This is a genomic window from Pseudomonas marginalis (assembly GCF_001645105.1).
Lineage (GTDB): Bacteria > Pseudomonadota > Gammaproteobacteria > Pseudomonadales > Pseudomonadaceae > Aquipseudomonas > Aquipseudomonas petroselini.
In genome coordinates, this window is the sequence record NZ_LKEG01000013.1 from 1 (window position 1) to 17,378 (window position 17,378).

The following is a 17,378-nucleotide window of genomic DNA, read 5'->3' on the forward strand; positions in this document are numbered from 1 at the left end:
GCGCGGGGCGGCTAACCCGGCGTCCTGCCGGGTTACCCACGGATTCAAGCCTGCGTTCGGCCAGCGTGTTTGACGGGGCGCCTCAGATCAAGATCAAGATCAAGATCAAAAGCAAGAGCACGGCGGCCTGGTAGCCGACCTGAGTGGTGTGGAGCAAAAGCAGGGCTGATTGATCTAGTCGGCCGGTTTTTTACTGTCGATCTCGGTCAACTGTGGGAGGGGGCTTGCTCCCGATAGCGGTGGGGCAGTCACAGGTGCATTAGCTGACACACTGCTATCGGGAGCAAGTCTCCTCCCACAGTTTGATTCAGGTAGGGATCAGGGTTTGGCTTCGTTACTGAAACTGTTGACTGTCTTGACCAACCCTTGCGCCGCCAGCGCCACCAACTCCCCACCTTTCTCCACCGTTGCCAGCGCCGGGTCCGAGCCCATGCGACCGTCGGGGAAGCGTGCGCGGAAGTCCAGCGCTTCACGGATCGGCCCGGTGTTGGCGATTTGCGGCGAGTAGTCGGCGGTCTTGATCGACTCCGGGTACGCCCATTGCGTCACCGCAATCTCCGATGGCGTGGCATGGCTGCCGTGGCCCACCGGGAATTGGCGTTGGGCCAGGTCGGTCACGCCTTCCAGGTCCCACCAGTTCACCAGCTTCAGCGCGAACCCGGCCGGGCGGCGGGCGAAACTGGCTTCGGCGTATAGCTCCGAAAACGCCGCTTCAATGGTGGCGATATTGCCGCCATGGCCGTTCAGAAACAGAATCTTCTCGAAACCATGCCCGGCCAGCGAGCGCACCCAGTCGCCGATCGCGGCGATGAAGGTGGAAGGGCGCAGGGAAATGGTGCCGGGAAAGCCCAGGTGGTGCTGGGCCATGCCGATAGTGAAGGTCGGGCCGATCAGGATGTCCGCGTGCTGCTGTGCTTCATGGGCGATGATTTCCGGGCACATCCAGTCGGTGCCGAGCAGGCCGGTGGGGCCATGCTGCTCGTTGGAACCGATGGGGATTACCACCGTGCGGCTGCGTTCCAGAAACTGGCCGATCTCGATCCAGGTGGATTGATGTAGAAGCATGCGTGGCTCTCTTTTTTATCGATGGGAACAGACTATCCGCCACGGATTGTACGACTACTCGCCACCTGTTGGGGTTTGCAATTGAGGTACGTCGAGGACTTCAACCAGCGCTGGTCGGGGTACCACGAAAACATGAACTGCCCATCCTTGAGCTTATCCACCACCTGGCGCGCCACCTGCGGGCGCACGGCGGGGCAACCCTGGCTGCGGCCGATACGGCCTTCGCGCTTGCTCCACAGCGGGCTGACGTAGTCGGCGGCGTGGATGACCAGGGCGCGGTCGCGTGCCTGGTCGTTGAAGCCTGGCTCGAGGCCATCCATGCGCAACGAGTAGCCGTGGGTGCCCAGGTAACTCTCCTGGGTGCGGAACAGGCCCAGGCTTGATTGGTGGCTGCCTTCGCGATTGGAGAACTGGGTGGCGAAGTTTTCCCCGGAGTTGGCACCGTGGGCGACCAGGTCGCGCAGCACCAGGGTCTTCTTGCGCAAATCGAAGATCCACAGCCGACGGGCGGTCGAGGGCTGTGAATAGTCAATAACCGCTAGGCGCTCGGAACGTTCCTCGCCATTACTGACGGCGCACTGCATGGCGCTCAGGGCGCTTTTCAGTACAGTGGGATTGAGTTCTGGAGCCGAGCGCGCCAGGCTGCTATATAAGTTAGGAGGAATCCCATTGGCCGCGAGCGCAGAATTGCTCAACGTAACCAGGGACAAGGCGATCAGGCCTAAGCGACACAATAAAGTCAGCATCTACAGTACATTCCCCCCGCTGTGGATTGGAGCTAAGCCAATTGTTCAAAAAACACGCATGTTACTTGAGCATTTGCCTGCTCGTTGCACCACTGGTCGCGACAGCCGATGAGCCTTTGCCCGTCGCACCCCCGGCCCTGGTCAATACCGCCCCCGTGCAACAGGCGTTGACCCAACTGCCCAGCGTCTGCCCCAGCCTCGCGCCGCAGATCGACGGCGCCGCCCAAGCGCGTCTGCAAGCCTTTTATCAGCAGCAGGGTGATGAACCGCTGTGGTCCGCCGACGAACGCCGGCAAGCCCTGCAAACACAGTTGCTGATGCTCGCCGATGACGGCCTGGACCCCACCCACTATAGCCTGCCTGCGCTGGATGCCACGACCAACGTGCTGTGCAGCGATATCGGTACCAGCCAGCATTACCTGCAAGCGCTCTGGGACCTGCACTACGGACGTCTTCAGCAATCGCGTTTCGAACCGCTGTGGCATTCGCAGCCGCCCACCCGTGACCCCAACACTGAAGTGCTGGCCTTTGCCGCCGCGGGCCTGCAAGACATGGCCCAGGCATTCGACCAGGCACGTCCCAGCGCCGACTTATACCGCAGCCTGCGCAACGCCTATGCCACTGTGCGCCAGCAGCCGTTGCCGCATTGGGACCCGGTCGGCAGTGGCCCGTTGTTGCGCCCTGGCATGGAAGACCCGCGTGTACCGGAGCTGGCACGGCGCTTGATCAGCGGCGGCTACCTGGCCAAGGCGTCGAGCGGCCAGCAATACCACGATGAGTTGGTCAAGGCGGTAAAGGCCTTCCAGCTCAGCCACTCCTTGCAAGCCGATGGCGTGATCGGCGCAGGCACTGTGGCCGAACTGAATATCAGCCCGGCGATGCGCCGAGAACAGCTGCGCATCAACCTTGAGCGCTTCCGCTGGCTGGCCCAGGACCTGGAGCCCGAAGGCGTATTGGTCAACGTAGCCGCCGCGCAACTGAGCGTGTACCAGAGCGGCATCCCCGTGTGGCAGACCCGCCTGCAAGTCGGCCGCGCCGAACGCCAGACGCCGCTGCTCAAATCGCGCATCACCCGGCTGACCCTCAACCCGACGTGGACCATCCCGCCTACCATCATGCGCGAGGACAAACTCCCGGCCATCCGCCTCAACCCCGAATACCTGCGCCAACAAAACCTGCAAGTGCTTGATGCCGAAGGCCACCCGCTGGCCCCCGAACAAATCGACTGGGCGCGTCCCGGCAATATCCTGCTGCGCCAGGAAGCCGGTCCGCGTAACCCGCTGGGCAAGATCGTCATGCGCTTCCCCAACCCGTATTCGGTGTACCTGCACGACACGCCGAGCCAGCCCCTGTTTACCAAGGGGCCGCGGGCGTTCAGCTCGGGGTGTGTGAGGGTCGAGCAACCACTGCTGCTGCGCGATTTACTGGTGAGCCCGGCCGAACGCGCGCGCACCGATGAGTTGCTGGCCACCGGCGTGACCCATGAGTTCAGGCTGGCCACGCCGGTGCCGGTGCTGTTGGGCTACTGGACGGTTGAGGTCGACCGCCAGGGCGGCTTGGTGTACGCCCCGGATATTTACGCGCGCGATCTGGTGTTGATGAAGGCTATGGGGAGTTTGCTCTGAGGTTCGCCAGCGTCATTGCGACAGCCTCATCCTGGGTCATGAGGGCGGTGTCGACCGTCAGCGGCACCTCGTCCCACGCCTCGAACTCATGCGCCAGGACGGACTGCCAAGTGGGAGGCGTCAGGCCGGGAATATCGGCTTTACGGGTTGCCACCCGCCGTTGATGTTCCTGGCGGTCAGAGCAAATCACCAGAATATCCGTCAACTCGACCGCTGCCATTGCCGCCACAGCCTTCCACGCATCGCGGCTTTCCTTGACCGGGTTCACACAGTCGGCCACCACGCAGTGGCCCAGTCGCAGATTGCTCAACGCCAGCGCGTTTGCCACGCTGTAGCCGCTGGCCCCGACATCGCCGGCCAGCACGGCGGCATCGCGGATCGCCTGTTCAATCACATCGATACGCAGGTAAACCGCACCGGTCCGGCGTGCCAGTTCACGGGCTATCGTGGTCTTGCCGGTGCCGGGCAGTCCGCTGAAGACAATTAGCATGGGGGGCTCTCGATAAAGGCGTGCGCGTTCAGAGTATCCTTCAGTTCCCCCACGAGTCGACCACAGGACAGCCCATGCTTTTGCCGTTCGTAAAGATGCACGCCCACGGCGACGACTTCATCATCATTGATCGCCGTGGCTTGGACGATCCGATCACCGCGGCCATTGCCCGTCAGTTGGGCAACCGTCACACCGGTATCGGCTTCAACCAATTGGCCGTTGTGTACGATTGTGAAGAGGCGGCCGCACGTATCAGCTTCTGGAACGCCAACGGCACGCCGCTGGCCACTTGCGGCAGCGCCACCCGTGGCGTGGCCGATCGGTTGATGCATGAAACCGGCAAGGATTCGATCGTGCTGCGTACCGACCGCGGCCTGCTGACCTGCGTGCGTGCGCCGGGGCGGCAAGTGTCGGTGAACATGGGCGAGCCCTCGCTGGAGTGGGCGGCCGTGCCTTTGTCCAACGCGATGGACACCCTGACATTGCCTGTCGAAGGCAGCCCGGCGGCGTGCAGCATGGGCAACCCCCACTGTACGTTTTTCGTCGATGACATCGCGGCTGTCGACGTAGCGGGCCTGGGCCCGGCGCTGGAAATTCACCCGCTGTTCCCGGCCAGGACCAATGTGCATTTCGTGCACGTGCTCGACCGCAGCCATATCCGCCTGCGCATCTGGGAGCGCGGTGGCGGCGTGGCGTTGGGGTCGGGGTCGTGCTGCTGTGGGGCGGTGGTCAACGGGATCCGGCGCGGGCTGCTGGATGCCACGGTGCAGGTGCAGTGTGACGGCGGCACGGTGACCGTGCATTGGACGGGCGAGGGCGGTGTGGTATTGACCGGCAGTGTGGAGCCGGTGATGCAGGGCAGCGCCTACGTGCCCTGAAATGTCACGGTAAAGGTGGTGCCACCGGTTGCACAGGAAGTCACCGCCACATCCCCACCGTGTACCTTGGCCAACTCGCGCACGATATACAGGCCCAGGCCCACACTGCGCACATCGCTGCCCTGGTCGGTGCCGCGGGTCATGGGCTCGAACAGCCCGGCCAATAAGGCCTCCGGTATGGCTGCGCCGTGGTTGTGCACTGACACTTCGCAGCGGCCTTCGCCCAGCCGCGAGGTAATACTGATCGGCCGTTGCAAATCGCCATAAGCCACGCTGTTGGCCACCAGGTTGCCGATGATCTGTTGCACGCGGTCTGCGTCCAAATGGGCGTTGCCGCTGCCAATCGCGTGGTGCTCCAACGTCGCCTTGGGGAACGCCACGCGCAGTTCATCCACGGTGCGATGAATCACGCTATGCAGATCCATGGAGGTGGCCTTGATGACGATGCCCTGGCCGAGCCGCGCCTGGGTGAAGTCCAGCAGATCGGCGATCATGCGCTGGGCACGCTCGGACGACTGGCCAATATGCCCGAGCAACTGCTGCTCCTTGGGCGTGCGCTCACCGCGACTGAGGAAGTCGGACGCCATGCGAATGGCCGTGAGTGGGTTTTTCAGGTCATGACTGACAATCGCCACCATCTGCTCGGCGAACAACGCGCGGCGTTGGGAAATGGTATAGGCCTCGCTCAGTTCGGCCTGGGCTTGCTTCAAGGCGAGTTCGGCGGCGGTTTTTTCCTGCAACAGGGCTTCGGCCAGGTTGCGCGCGTTGAGCAGCTCGCGTTCGTACTTGTCGCGGTCGGTGGTGCCGAACAGGGCCAGGTCGTACACCACGGCGTCGGCGTGTTCACGCTTGATGCCGTTGAGCAGCACGGTGACCTTGTGCCCATCATGGTGCAGCATATCGAGCTTCACTTCGGTGACGCTGCCATGCATGCGCAACATGGGCGCCAGGTGCGTCTGGTGGAAGATGCGCCCGCCCATGGTCAGCAAATCCTGGAAACGCTTGCCGCACAGCGCGGTGGTGCTGAACCCCAGCCACTCGCTGAAGCGCGCATTGGCTTGCAGGATCATGCCGTCTTCCGAGGTGACGGCCAGGGCGCAGGCCGCGCTGTCGAACAGGTCAGCTTGCACGTGCAGCCGCCCAAGGGGCCAGGAAACTGTCCATGGCCGTGGCGCAGGCTTGTGGCGCGCTCATGTGCGGGCAATGGCCGATGTTGTCCACCAGGCAATAGCTGCTGTTGGGTAGCACGCGGTGCAGGTATTCGCCTACGGCCACGGGGGCGATTAGGTCATCGGTCGACTGCAGGATCAGCACCGGGGTCGCCAGGCCGATCACGTCCTGGCGGTTATCCGACATAAACGTGACCCGCGCGAATTGCTTGGCGATCTCGGGTTCAGTGCGGCAGAAACTCTCGGTCAACTCTACACCCAGCGCCGATTGACCTTGCGCGCCCATAATCACCGGGGCCATGGCGCTTGACCAGCCGAGGTAGTTACTGTCGAGGGTATCGAGTAAGTCGTCGATATCGCTGTGCTTGAAACCACCGATGTACCCGTCGTCATCGATATAGCGCGGCGACGGCCCGATCATGACATGGGCCGCTACTCGGCCCGGAGCCAGGCGGTCGGCGAGGGCACCGATCATCGCGCTCACCGAATGCCCCACCAGGATCACGGGGCCGACGGCATAGGCATCGATAATTTCATTGAGGTCCCGGGCATAAACGTCCAGCGTGCTGTACTTGGCCTTGTCGAAGGCACTCAGGTCAGACAGGCCCGCGCCTACCAAGTCATACATCACGACGCGAAAGCGTTCCAGGAAGTGCGGCGCCAGGTAGTTCCACATGGCCTGGTTGCAACCGAACCCGTGGGAAAACACCAGGGTCGAGGTCCCGGTGCCCATCACGCTGACATTGTTACGGTGACGTAGATCCATGGGCTTCCCGGTTATGGCGTATTGCTATGCGTGCGGGCAGTTTAGATAGTCAAACGCTTTGGGTCACGCGTTATAGCGCCGATAAGGTAAAGTCGGCGCCTTCAGGAAGAAACTTCAGGTAACAAAACATGATGCAGCGTGTGCGGCAATCCGTCTTGAGTCTGCTGGTGCTCGTGTTGATTAGCCTGCTTGCCACCGTCCAGGCGGATACCTCACCTATCGGTGTAGCCCTCGACCAACGGGTGATTGACCTCACCCACACGCTGGATGCCGGCACCACCACCCGTCTGAAAAACCAGCTTGCCGACCTTGAACAGCGCAAAGGCGCACAAGTCGCCGTACTGCTGGTACCCAGCACCGGTGGCGCGAGCATCGAGGACTATGCCAACCAACTGTTCCGCGCCTGGAAACTAGGGCGCAAGGACGTCAACGACGGCATCCTGCTGGTTGTCGCCAAGGACGACCGCAAGGTGCGCATCGAAGTGGGTTACGGCCTGGAAGGCACCGTCACCGATTTGCTGGCTCACCGCATCATCGAAGAACACATCACCCCGGCGTTTCGCCAGGGTGACTATGCGGGTGGGGTTGTCCAAGGCGTCAATGACCTGGTCGTGCTGGTGGACGGCGGTGAATTGCCCCCGGTTGTGGGCCCTGCGTTCAATCCCCAGACGATTACCGTATTGCTGGCGTTCATCGTCGGGGCGATTGGCGGTGTGCTGATCGCCGCCGGCAAGTTGCAGTGGCGCCGCGCCTTGATTGCTACCGTGGCAGTCACGGTGCTGCTGGCTATTTTTGGCGGCGGCCGTGACTGGTTGGTGTTTCTGCTGGTGTTGCCCCTGACGCTGCTGATCGGCGGCGCGACATTCGGCGCATTGTGGCTGGCGCGTGGGGTGTTTTACTGCGTGTCAGGACTGCTGGCGTATATCGTCGCGGTGCTGGTAGTGAACCACTTCGTTGAAGTCAACTTGGTGCATTGGCTGGCATGGCCGTTTGGCGGCGCCTTGGTGGTGGGGCTGTACGTTGGGCTGTTTTTCGTTATCCGCGAGTCCTTAAGAAAAAGCCCGCGCTTCTTTATCGTGCGTGTTCTGGCGGTGTTGGCGATTTATGCGGGGGTGGGTGTTTTGCTCGGGCATGGTTATCAAGGTTGGTTACTGGCGATACCGGCCGCGTCAATCGTGGCGTTTATCGTGTTTGTCCAGAGCATCTCCAATGGGGGCTCGGGCTCGGGTGGCGGTTCCGGTTCAAGCTCCAGCCGCTCCAGTTCCAGTAGCAGTTCATCGGGAGGAGGCGGTTCCAGTGGCGGCGGCGGGGCGTCCGGGAGCTGGTAAAACCGTGAGCGCGGCGTTTAGCCAAACCCTCCCTTGAAGCTCAAACGTGTGTGAAACGGCTCGATTCCTTCAACGCCGGTTGTTCAGGCCAGGACGATGTAGTCGTTCTGCTGCAGGATTGGCCGGTGCGGGCCCTGCACCAGGTGGACATATCGACCGTCCACCAGGTCGATGGGCAGGCAGTCGTCGAGGTCCAATACCCCATCGGTGTGGGCCTGGGACCAATGGCGCAGCATCTGTTGCTTGCCCTGGCGGGTGGCCTCCTGTTTATTGCGCGCCACCACCAACAGGTAGTGGTGGGCTTCGCCAAAGCTGTCGGCTTCATAACCGCCGAGGTTGAGGAAGTACAGGTGATGCGCGCCGGCAGCAGGCGCCAGCGGGCTGAACTCGACTTTCCAGCCGTCAACGCCATCCACCCCCATCCATGCATCGATATGCACACCCTTAGGGCTGCCGAACCAGCCGTCACGCAATTGTGGGTAGGTAGCCTCCAGCGTGTCCGCCACAGCAAACACCACATCGTGCACTTCGATTTTCGCCCGTGGGTGCTTGCCCCCGAGCATCACGACAAACAGCATTGCAGGTCCTTCCTGGCATCTTGGCAGAGGGTAACCATACTTCGATTGAACCCTTTTGTCCGGCCAATGCCACACTGTTAATCCGCGAACTCATCAGGAGATTGTCATGCGTACCATTGATCTGGCGGGCGTCCCCGTTCCTGTCATCGGCCAGGGGACCTGGCGCATGGGCGAGAACCCCGACCAGCAGCGCGTCGAAGTCGCGGCGCTGCAACTGGGCATCGATGAGGGCATGACCCTGATCGATACCGCCGAAATGTACGGTGAGGGCGGCGCCGAAACGGTTGTGGGCGAAGCCATTCGTGGCAGGCGCGACCAAGTCTTCCTGGTGAGCAAGGTCTACCCGCACAACGCCAGCCGCAAGGGCGTGCCTCGTGCCTGTGAAGCGAGCCTCCAGCGGCTGGGTACCGACTCTATCGATCTGTATCTGTTGCACTGGCGCGGCCAATATCCCCTTGAAGAAACCGTCGAGGCCTTCGAGCGCCTGCGCGAAGCCGGCAAGATCGGCCGCTGGGGCGTCTCCAATTTCGACGTGGCCGACCTGCAGGAACTCGCCTCTCCGGCCTGCGCCACCAACCAGGTGCTCTACAACATCGAAGAGCGCGGCATCGAATTCGACCTGCTGCCCTGGTGGCAACAGCATCACTTGCCTTTGATGGCGTACTGCCCGATCGCTCAGGGTGGCGAGCTGTTGGCCAGCCCGACCCTGAAGCAGATCGCCCATCGCCACGAGGTGACACCGGCCCAGGTTTCCCTGGCCTGGGTATTGCGCCAGGACGGTGTGATCGCGATCCCCAAGGCGGTCACCCCGGAACACGTGCGACTCAACGCAGCCGCAGCCAAACTCGTGCTGGATGAGCACGACCTGGATGCTATCGACCGGGTGTTTGGCGCACCCAAGCGCAAGCACCCGTTGGCGATGGTGTAGCGGGATGGCAGTAACGGCGCCTTCCCTGGCGCCGTACCTGCGTTAAAGCGGTTTAACCCGCTACCGGGCTGCGCCAGTCATCCGACCCGGAAGTGCCGGACACTTCGTGGGTCCATACGATCTTGCGATAGGTGAAGTACACATCTTCCAAGTGGGTGAAATGGGCGTTGTCCGGATCCTGGCAGTTGGGCATGCGCGACTGGATGTCGACGATGGTTGCCCCCTCCAGTTCAATCGTGAAGTAGTGCTCCTGGGTGCCGGCCGACGAGGTGCGCAACCATTCCAGCCGGCACTTGACCTCTTCGCCGCTGGTCAACGCGCTGAACAGCAAGGGCGAGGACTTATCGAACACTTTGCTGATCATCAACGGTTTATGGACCCTTTGGCCTGTTGGCTGGCCGGATTGTGGGTCGCGCGGGATGATCACTTGATGAGCAAAAGCCTGGACCAGAATCTGATCCTCATGGCCTTCCTGGTAAATATTACCTACCGAGTCCTGGGTAAACGTGCCTGCCGTAATCAAACCTTGTTTGACACCGGTGATGGAAAGATACGCGGGTGTTGGCATGACGGGTTTCCTTGCCTGATTGATGAGGTAGTTCCAACCGACAATTGCATCGGCTGGGCAAGTGCCTATAACAAGAAGCGTGCCTGAAAGTGTTGGGCGCAATAAAACAAGGGTGTTGCATTCTATAAGTTCGGATTTCCAGTGTGATTAGCCAGGATTGATGGGGTTGGTTAAGTATTTGATTGCGCAACGGTGCGCATTTAATTGCTCAGTTAAGTTGTTTTGTAACTGTTGAGGTGGGTGGGGATATCGGGTGTTTATGTGGGGGGTGAGTGCGCAAAATGCTGCGCAGTCCAAGCTTTTAGGTGTTTGTAGGAAAAGGATTAAGTGTGGTTCCGTCGCTTGCTGAATGTTTTAGGCATGGCTAAGGTTCGTGAGCTTCGCAGGAATTCCAGCGATGCGAAGATGACTTTCTGAGGCGCACATTAAATGCGCTTAGTTGGTTTTTTGTGGGCTTATAGTCTTGTTTAGTTGCGTGCGGTGCCAAATGGCTTATTCGGACAAGCTGTATGATTATTACCTTGAACTTGCACGGTCGCCCTGCATGCCAACAAGTTTTGCGGGCAGTGATATGCGCTTTTCGAGTGAATATGACGTCCTGGAGTTCGAGCTTGCCAAGGCACGATCAATTCATGGCAGTGGCCAACCCGATTGGCATAAGGTCCTGGAAGCCGGCGAAATCCTGTTGCGCCAGCAATCCAAGGACCTGCGGGTCGCCGTTTGGCTGACCTGGGCGCTGCACCAGAGGGAATCCTACCCGGGGTTGTTGGCCGGGCTCGGGTTGTTGCGCTATTTCTGCGAGCATCACTGGTCGGAGGTCCACCCCGGAAAACCACGCACCCGTGGCGCGGCATTCGGATGGTTGGTGTTGCGCCTTGAGCCCTTGTTCACGCTAAGCCTGCCGCTCCAGAACCAGCAGCCTTTGTTCCAGGCGGTGCTTGAACACCTGATACGCCTCGATGAGCTGTGGGCCGAGCACTTGGGGGATGCCGCGCCAATGTTGTTGCCGATTCGCAGGCAATTGGCTCAGCGACTGGAACGCGCTGCGCAGGACGACGCCCCGGTCGCAGGGCTGAGTGGTGTCATTGCGCACGTCAAGCAGGCGACCACCCAATTGCTCAAGCCCGAAGCGCGGGTGGACAACGAAAAAGACGCCCACAGGTTGTTGCGCACCTTGCAGGAACACGCGCGCACGCTGTGCGTATGGTGGTTGCGTCAGAACGCCACCGACCTACGCGCTTTTCGCCTGAACCGAACATTGACCTGGCTGGCGCTGGCCAATTATCCGGATGCCGACAACGAACGGCTCACCGCCCTGCGTGGGCCCGCTCCCGACAAGCTCAAGCGTTATCAGGAGCGTTTTGCCCAAGGTCATCACGCCGATCTGGTGCTCGAACTTGAAGCCAGTCTCGCCGGTGCGATGTTCTGGTTCGATGGGCTGCACCTGCTCTGGGAATGCCTGGAGGCCTTGCAGGCCGAACAGGCCATGACTGAGCTGGAGGTGACCTTCGCTCTGTTGCTGCAACGTTTGCCAAACCTGGCGGAGTTTCGCTTTCACGACGGGGCTCCTTTTGCCGGCCCCGCGACCCGTGACTGGATAGCGCTGCAAGTTACCCGTCACCTGCAAATACCCGAATCACCTGCATTGATAGTTGATGCCGACGCCGAGCCGTGGGAGATCGCCTTACAGGCGGTCGCAACCCGCTTACGCAAGGACGGGCTCAAGGCCGCCATCCATGAACTCAAACAAGGCATGTATGCCGCTCGCAGTGATCGCGCACGTTTTTATTGGCGGTTGGCCCAAGCGCGTCTGTGTGTATTGGCGGGCAAGCATGAGCTGGCGAAGATCCAGCTCGAACAGCTGGACCACGAACTGCAACACACAGGCCTGGAGCGCTGGGAGCCGGAGCTGGCCCTTCAAGTGGCACAGCTTCTCTACCGCTGCTGCGACCTGTTGCCACAAAACCACGCCGTGCGCGAGCGCAAGGAAGACACCCATCGCAGGCTGTGCCTCTTCGATCTGGAAGCGGTACTTGAATAGGCTTTCGAGCCACTTGAAAAGGAGAGACACCATGGCCAAAGAAGGTTCGGTAGCCCCCAAGGAACGTATCAATATCACGTTCAAACCCGCCATCGGCGGGGCGCAGGAAGAAGTCGAACTGCCGTTGAAACTATTGGTGCTGGGAGATTTCACCCAACGTGAGGACGCGCGCAAGCTCGAAGATCGCAAACCCATCGCGATCGACAAAAACACCCTTGATGACGTGCTGGCCAAACAGGCGTTGAGCCTGACGCTGAATGTGCCCAATCGTCTGCAGGAGGATGCGGACGTTGAAGAACTGGCCATTCAGGTACGCATTAACGCCATGAAGGATTTCAATCCCGCGAACCTGGTTGAGCAGGTTCCGGAGTTGCACAAGCTGATGGCGTTGCGCGAGGCACTGATGGCTCTCAAAGGCCCATTGGGCAACACCCCGAGCTTTCGCAAGGCCATCGAACAGGCCCTTGCCGATGACGAGTCCCGCGCGCGGGTACTGGCGGAGCTGGGCCTGGGCAGCCCGGACGCCTGACATTTTCAGTAAAAGGACACTGACCGCATGACCACACCACAACACGCGCTACCGGCACAAACCGCTGATGAATACAGCATCCTCGACAACATCGTTGCCCAGACGCTACTGAGTGCCGATGACGAAGCGTATGGCATTGCCAAACGGGGTGTCTCGGCGTTTATCGAAGAGTTGATCAAGCCGCAGAACCGTGGCGAGCCGGTAAAAAAACGCCTGGTCGACCGGATGATTGCCGAGATCGACACCAAGCTCAGTCTGCAAATGGACGAGATATTGCACCACCCGGACTTTCAGGCCCTGGAAGCGTCCTGGAAGGGGCTGCAGTTGTTGGTCGATCGCACCGACTTTCGCGAAAACATCAAGATCGAACTCTTGAACGTTTCCCGGCAAGACCTGCTGGAAGACTTTGAAGACTCTCCGGAAGTGACCCAGTCGGGTTTGTACAAACATATCTACAGTGCTGAATACGGCCAGTTTGGCGGTCAGCCTGTGGGCGCGATCATTGCCAACTATTTTCTGTCGCCCAGCGCGCCTGATGTAAAGCTGATGCAATACGCTTCCAGTGTGGCCTGCATGGCGCATGCGCCCTTTATCGCCGCAGCCGGGCCAGCGTTCTTCGGGTTGGAAAGCTTCACCGGCTTACCGGATCTTAAAGATCTGAAGGACCATTTCGAAGGCCCGCAGTTTGCCAAGTGGCAAAGCTTTCGCCAGAGCGAGGACGCGCGTTACATCGGGTTGACCGTGCCGCGTTTCTTGCTCCGTACGCCTTATGACCCCCTCGAATGCCCGGTCAAGACCTTTGCCTACCAGGAAAACGTGGTCAACAGCCACGAACATTACTTATGGGGCAATACAGCCTACGCCTTTGCCACGCGCCTGACCGACAGCTTCGCGCGCTTTCGCTGGTGCCCGAACATCATCGGCCCGCAAAGCGGTGGCGCGGTAGAAGACTTGCCGTTGCATCACTTCCACAGCATGGGGGAGATTGAAACCAAGATCCCGACCGAAGTGCTGGTTTCCGACCGTCGTGAATACGAACTGGCGCAAGAGGGCTTCATTGCCTTGACGATGCGCAAGGGCAGTGACAACGCCGCGTTCTTCTCTGCCAGCTCGGTACAAAAGCCGAAACACTTTGGCCTCAGTCCCGAGGGCAAGGAAGCAGAGCTGAATTACCGCTTGGGAACACAGTTGCCCTACATGATGGTGGTCAATCGCCTGGCCCATTACCTCAAGGTCCTTCAGCGCGAACAACTGGGTTCATGGAAGGAGCGCACCGACCTGGAGCTGGAGCTCAATAAATGGATTCGCCAGTACGTCGCCGACCAGGAAAACCCCAGTGCCGAAGTGCGCGGGCGGCGCCCCTTGCGCGCAGCACGCATCGTTGTCAGTGATGTCGAGGGTGAGCCTGGCTGGTACCGCGTCAACCTGAGTGTGCGACCGCACTTCAAGTACATGGGGGCGGATTTCACGCTGTCCCTGGTTGGCAAGCTCGATAAAGAATGAGCCGAGGCCAGGGAATGCCCCACTACCAAAGCCTTTTCGAGCGACTCGAGCGTCCGGCGACGACCCGGGCGTGTGGCGTGACATCGGTTGCACTCCATCTGGGGAAAATGCTCAGCATCCGTGCGGGCAGTGTGCAGACACTGCCCGACTACGGCTTGCCCGACCTGAATGATATGAATCAGAGCCTGCATGAATCATTGAGTCAGTCGCGCGTGTTGATCGAGCGATTTATCCGCGCCTACGAGCCGCGCTTGAAGCAGGTGCGGGTCAAGACATTGCCACGGGATCATGATCCGTTGGCCCTGGCGTTCGCTATCGAAGCCACACTGGTGATCAAGGGTGCCGAGCAACCCGTGGTGTTTACCGCGCGGTTATGTGACGCCGGTCGGGTAGAGGTCTTGCCGGATGTCCTTTAACCGTTACTACCAAAGCGAGCTCAGTGCGTTACGCCAACTCGGGCGGCGGTTCTCCCAGCGCAATCCGGCGCTCGCGCCTTTTCTTGCGGAGTCCGGCCAGGATCCGGATGTAGAGCGGTTGCTGGAAGGCTTTGCGTTTCTCACTGGCCGCTTGCGCCAGAAGTTGGATGACGAGCTTCCGGAGCTGACGCATTCGTTGATGCATTTGCTCTGGCCCAATTACATGCGACCGATGCCCGCGTTCAGCATCCTGCAGTTTGATCCGTTGAAGCATTCAGGCCCCGGCGTGTGGGTGGCGCGTGATACACCGGTTGAAAGTGCCGCCGTCAATGACGAACGCTGCCGCTTTCGCACCTGTTACGCCACGCAGATTCTGCCGCTGCAACTGAGTGCGCTGGAGTACAGCGCCCACGCAGAGCGAGGGGTGTTGAGCCTGCGTCTGGGCATGAGTGCCGAAGGTAATTTCGGTGAGTTGACCTTCGATCAGCTGCGCCTGCATCTGGCGGGAGACCGCTACATCAGCCAGGCGCTGTACCTGAGCTTATTGCGTCATCTTGAAGGTATCGAGTTGCAGCCTTTGGGCCACGATGGCCTGCCGGTGACAGGGGCCGATGGGCAGGCAATATCCCTGCGGCTGGGGGCTGACCAGGTACAGCCGGTGGGATTCAGCGAGGAGCAGGCGTTGATTCCGTATCCGTCGAATACCTTTCGCGGGTATCGCCATCTGCAGGAGTATTTTGCCTTTCCTGAGAAGTATCTGTTTGTTGATGTGGGCGGGCTGGGCGCATTGCACAGGCTGCCCGGCGAGTTGCTGAAACAAGTAGGCGGCATGGTGTTGCGCTTCGAATTGCGCAATCCCTGGCGTGAATCCCAACTGCCCACCCTGGATAACGTGAAGCTGTACTGCACGCCCATCGTCAACCTGTTCAAACATGACGCGGTGCCCATCCGCCTGGACGGCAAGCAGGATGAGTACCTGCTGATTCCCGGCGACTATTCACGAGAGAGCGCCAGTGTATTTTCCGTCGACAGTGTCACGGGGTGGCAGCCTGGAGGGCTTGGCTATCAGACCTACGTACCTTTCGAATCCTTTGAACATGATGGCGACACCAAGGGATCGGAGGGCCCCCCGAGCTACAGCATTCGCCAACGGCCATCGTCACAGCATGCCGGCCTCGATACCTGGCTTGGGTTTGGTAACGGCCTGAAACTGGAGCCGCAAACACTCTCGATCGAACTGACGTGCACCAATCACAACCTGCCACGGAGGCTGCAGGTCGGTGACATCAACCAGCCTTGCGAGCAGACGCCGCAGGGGGTGTCGTTCCAGAATATCTGCGCACCCACCACCAGTTTTTCTCCGCCGCTGGACCAGGATTTTCTCTGGCGGCTTATCAGCAATATGTCGCTCAACTACCTGTCATTGAGCGACATAAATGCCTTGAAAGTGATCCTCCAAACCTATGACTTAGCGCGCTACCACGACCGACAGGCACAGAAGGTCAGCGAGAGAAGGTTGGGCGCGATGCGCTCAGTCAGTCACTCAGCCGTCGACCGATTGCACCGTGGCTTGCCGTTTCGGGGGGTGCGAATTGACCTGACCGTCGATCCCCAGGGCTTTCTGGGCCAGGGCGAAGTATTTGTATTTGCCTCGGTACTCAACGAATTCTTCGCGCTCTACGCCAGCCTCAATGCCTATCACGAACTAAGAGTCATCAGCACACAAGGAGACGTGTACCTATGGCCACCACGGATGGGGCAGCAGCCCCTGCTTTAACGCAACTGTCTCGGGTTATCCGCGAATACTCGCTGTTCCAGGCGGTTCTGCAGGTCGTCAAGCGTCTGCGTGATGCTCATCCGCTGCTGGACGACGACGCGCTGTATGACCTGTTGGAGTTTCAAGCCAACCCAGGCCTGGGGTTTCCCGGCCACGATATTGACCGGGTGGTTTTTTTTGTCGAGCACGGCCAGTTGCGTGCGCGTCTGCGCCTTAACGTGCTGGGCCTGTGTGGTGCAGGGTCGCCGTTGCCCGCGTTTTATGGCGAGCAGGCGTGTGCGGACGGGGCAGGCGGCAACGCTACCCGCGATTTTCTCGATGTGTTTCACCACCGCCTGCAACGGCTGATGCTGCCGATCTGGCGAAAATATCGTTACCGGGCGTGTTTCCAGGCAGGCGCACGTGACGCCTTTTCCGAACAGATGTTTGCGTTGGTCGGGTTAAGAGGAGAGCAGATTCGCAGTGCTGCGCAATTGAACTGCAAGCGGCTCTTGCCTTACCTGGGGTTGCTCAGCCTGCGGGCGCATTCGGCAGCCCTGATCGAGACGGTGCTGCGCTACTACTTCAAGCACAACCGCTTGTTCGTCGAGCAATGGGTCCAGCGCCGGGTTGTTATCGCTGACTCACAGCGAAATCGGCTGGGTGCCGCGAACAGCGTGCTTGGCCATGACCACGTACTGGGGGGCCAGGTCGACGATCGCAGCGGCAAGTTCAGGGTGCATCTGCAGGCGTTGGGCTGGCAAGCATTCCATGGGTTTCTACCCACTGGCAAGGACTACCCGCAGCTGTGTTCATTGGTGCGGCTGACGGCGCGTGATCCTTTGGAATATGACCTGCGCCTGGTGCTGGCCAAGGACGAGATAAGGCCGCTGCACATTGGCGAACACAACGTCTGCCGCCTGGGCTGGACCAGTTGGCTGGCACATGAATGCGCCGACGGTGTGGTCATTGTGCCGAGCAATGCTCATTAG

General features: G+C 60.3%; 17 protein-coding genes. 10 read left to right on the forward strand and 7 right to left on the reverse strand.

Annotated features, from left to right (window positions below):
• Positions 1 to 318 precede the first annotated feature (318 nt).
• Complete coding sequence (locus tag AO064_RS00885; RefSeq protein ID WP_064052116.1) at positions 319 to 1,065, reverse strand: creatininase family protein; 747 nt, start codon at positions 1,063 to 1,065, stop codon at positions 319 to 321.
• A gap of 32 nt (positions 1,066 to 1,097) precedes the next feature.
• A complete protein-coding gene (locus tag AO064_RS00890) occupies positions 1,098 to 1,811 on the reverse strand; it encodes a murein L,D-transpeptidase catalytic domain family protein (protein WP_012724707.1) in 714 nt (237 codons plus the stop codon).
• 41 nt (positions 1,812 to 1,852) lie between these two features.
• Here AO064_RS00890 and AO064_RS00895 point away from each other — a divergent pair, with 41 nt between their 5' ends.
• Positions 1,853 to 3,436 (forward strand): L,D-transpeptidase family protein, encoded by a 1,584-nt coding sequence (locus tag AO064_RS00895; RefSeq protein WP_064052117.1) that lies wholly within the window; start codon positions 1,853 to 1,855, stop codon positions 3,434 to 3,436.
• On the opposite strand, the gene AO064_RS00900 is transcribed toward AO064_RS00895, so the two are convergent.
• Positions 3,417 to 3,926, reverse strand: a complete 510-nt coding sequence (locus tag AO064_RS00900) for a P-loop nucleotide/nucleoside kinase family protein (RefSeq protein ID WP_064052118.1) — start codon at positions 3,924 to 3,926, stop codon at positions 3,417 to 3,419. The two genes, AO064_RS00895 and AO064_RS00900, sit on opposite strands and share 20 nt — an antisense overlap.
• A 74-nt stretch (positions 3,927 to 4,000) precedes the next feature.
• Here AO064_RS00900 and dapF point away from each other — a divergent pair, with 74 nt between their 5' ends.
• A complete protein-coding gene (gene dapF, locus AO064_RS00905) occupies positions 4,001 to 4,804 on the forward strand; it encodes a diaminopimelate epimerase (RefSeq protein ID WP_064052119.1) in 804 nt (267 codons plus the stop codon).
• Here dapF and AO064_RS00910 read toward each other — a convergent pair.
• Positions 4,792 to 5,934, reverse strand: coding sequence for a PAS domain-containing sensor histidine kinase (locus AO064_RS00910; protein WP_082893846.1), 1,143 nt, complete (start codon positions 5,932 to 5,934; stop codon positions 4,792 to 4,794). The two genes, dapF and AO064_RS00910, sit on opposite strands and share 13 nt — an antisense overlap.
• The gene (locus tag AO064_RS00915) at positions 5,924 to 6,739 is read right to left on the reverse strand and encodes an alpha/beta fold hydrolase (RefSeq protein WP_064052120.1); all 816 of its coding nucleotides are present in this window, start codon (positions 6,737 to 6,739) and stop codon (positions 5,924 to 5,926) included. The genes AO064_RS00910 and AO064_RS00915 overlap by 11 nt, the downstream gene beginning before the upstream one ends.
• 128 nt (positions 6,740 to 6,867) lie before the next feature.
• Here AO064_RS00915 and AO064_RS00920 point away from each other — a divergent pair, with 128 nt between their 5' ends.
• Positions 6,868 to 8,067, forward strand: a complete 1,200-nt coding sequence (locus AO064_RS00920) for a TPM domain-containing protein (protein WP_064052121.1) — start codon at positions 6,868 to 6,870, stop codon at positions 8,065 to 8,067.
• A gap of 83 nt (positions 8,068 to 8,150) precedes the next feature.
• Here AO064_RS00920 and AO064_RS00925 read toward each other — a convergent pair whose 3' ends face one another.
• Complete coding sequence (locus AO064_RS00925; RefSeq protein WP_064052122.1) at positions 8,151 to 8,645, reverse strand: DUF1543 domain-containing protein; 495 nt, start codon at positions 8,643 to 8,645, stop codon at positions 8,151 to 8,153.
• A gap of 106 nt (positions 8,646 to 8,751) precedes the next feature.
• Here AO064_RS00925 and AO064_RS00930 point away from each other — a divergent pair, with 106 nt between their 5' ends.
• On the forward strand, positions 8,752 to 9,573 hold the full coding sequence (locus AO064_RS00930; RefSeq protein ID WP_064052123.1) for an aldo/keto reductase: 822 nt from the start codon (positions 8,752 to 8,754) through the stop codon (positions 9,571 to 9,573).
• A 52-nt stretch (positions 9,574 to 9,625) separates the two neighbouring features.
• Here AO064_RS00930 and AO064_RS00935 read toward each other — a convergent pair whose 3' ends face one another.
• Complete coding sequence (locus AO064_RS00935) at positions 9,626 to 10,141, reverse strand: Hcp family type VI secretion system effector (protein ID WP_012724698.1); 516 nt, start codon at positions 10,139 to 10,141, stop codon at positions 9,626 to 9,628.
• Positions 10,142 to 10,628: 487 nt separating this feature from the next.
• On the opposite strand from AO064_RS00935, the gene tssA reads away from it, so the two are divergent.
• Genes tssA through tssG form a run of 6 tightly spaced genes read left to right on the forward strand, consistent with a single transcriptional unit; the run spans position 10,629 to position 17,378 of the window.
• Positions 10,629 to 12,182: a type VI secretion system protein TssA gene (tssA, locus tag AO064_RS00940; RefSeq protein WP_082893847.1), complete on the forward strand. Its 1,554-nt coding sequence runs from the start codon at positions 10,629 to 10,631 to the stop codon at positions 12,180 to 12,182.
• A 31-nt stretch (positions 12,183 to 12,213) separates the two neighbouring features.
• The gene (tssB, locus tag AO064_RS00945) at positions 12,214 to 12,711 is read left to right on the forward strand and encodes a type VI secretion system contractile sheath small subunit (protein WP_064052125.1); all 498 of its coding nucleotides are present in this window, start codon (positions 12,214 to 12,216) and stop codon (positions 12,709 to 12,711) included.
• A gap of 27 nt (positions 12,712 to 12,738) precedes the next feature.
• On the forward strand, positions 12,739 to 14,214 hold the full coding sequence (tssC, locus tag AO064_RS00950) for a type VI secretion system contractile sheath large subunit (protein ID WP_046034756.1): 1,476 nt from the start codon (positions 12,739 to 12,741) through the stop codon (positions 14,212 to 14,214).
• Positions 14,215 to 14,228: 14 nt separating this feature from the next.
• On the forward strand, positions 14,229 to 14,630 hold the full coding sequence (tssE, locus tag AO064_RS00955) for a type VI secretion system baseplate subunit TssE (RefSeq protein WP_046034757.1): 402 nt from the start codon (positions 14,229 to 14,231) through the stop codon (positions 14,628 to 14,630).
• On the forward strand, positions 14,620 to 16,407 hold the full coding sequence (gene tssF / locus AO064_RS00960) for a type VI secretion system baseplate subunit TssF (protein WP_064052126.1): 1,788 nt from the start codon (positions 14,620 to 14,622) through the stop codon (positions 16,405 to 16,407). Before tssE ends, tssF begins: the two co-directional genes overlap by 11 nt.
• Positions 16,371 to 17,378, forward strand: coding sequence for a type VI secretion system baseplate subunit TssG (gene tssG / locus AO064_RS00965; RefSeq protein ID WP_064052127.1), 1,008 nt, complete (start codon positions 16,371 to 16,373; stop codon positions 17,376 to 17,378). Before tssF ends, tssG begins: the two co-directional genes overlap by 37 nt.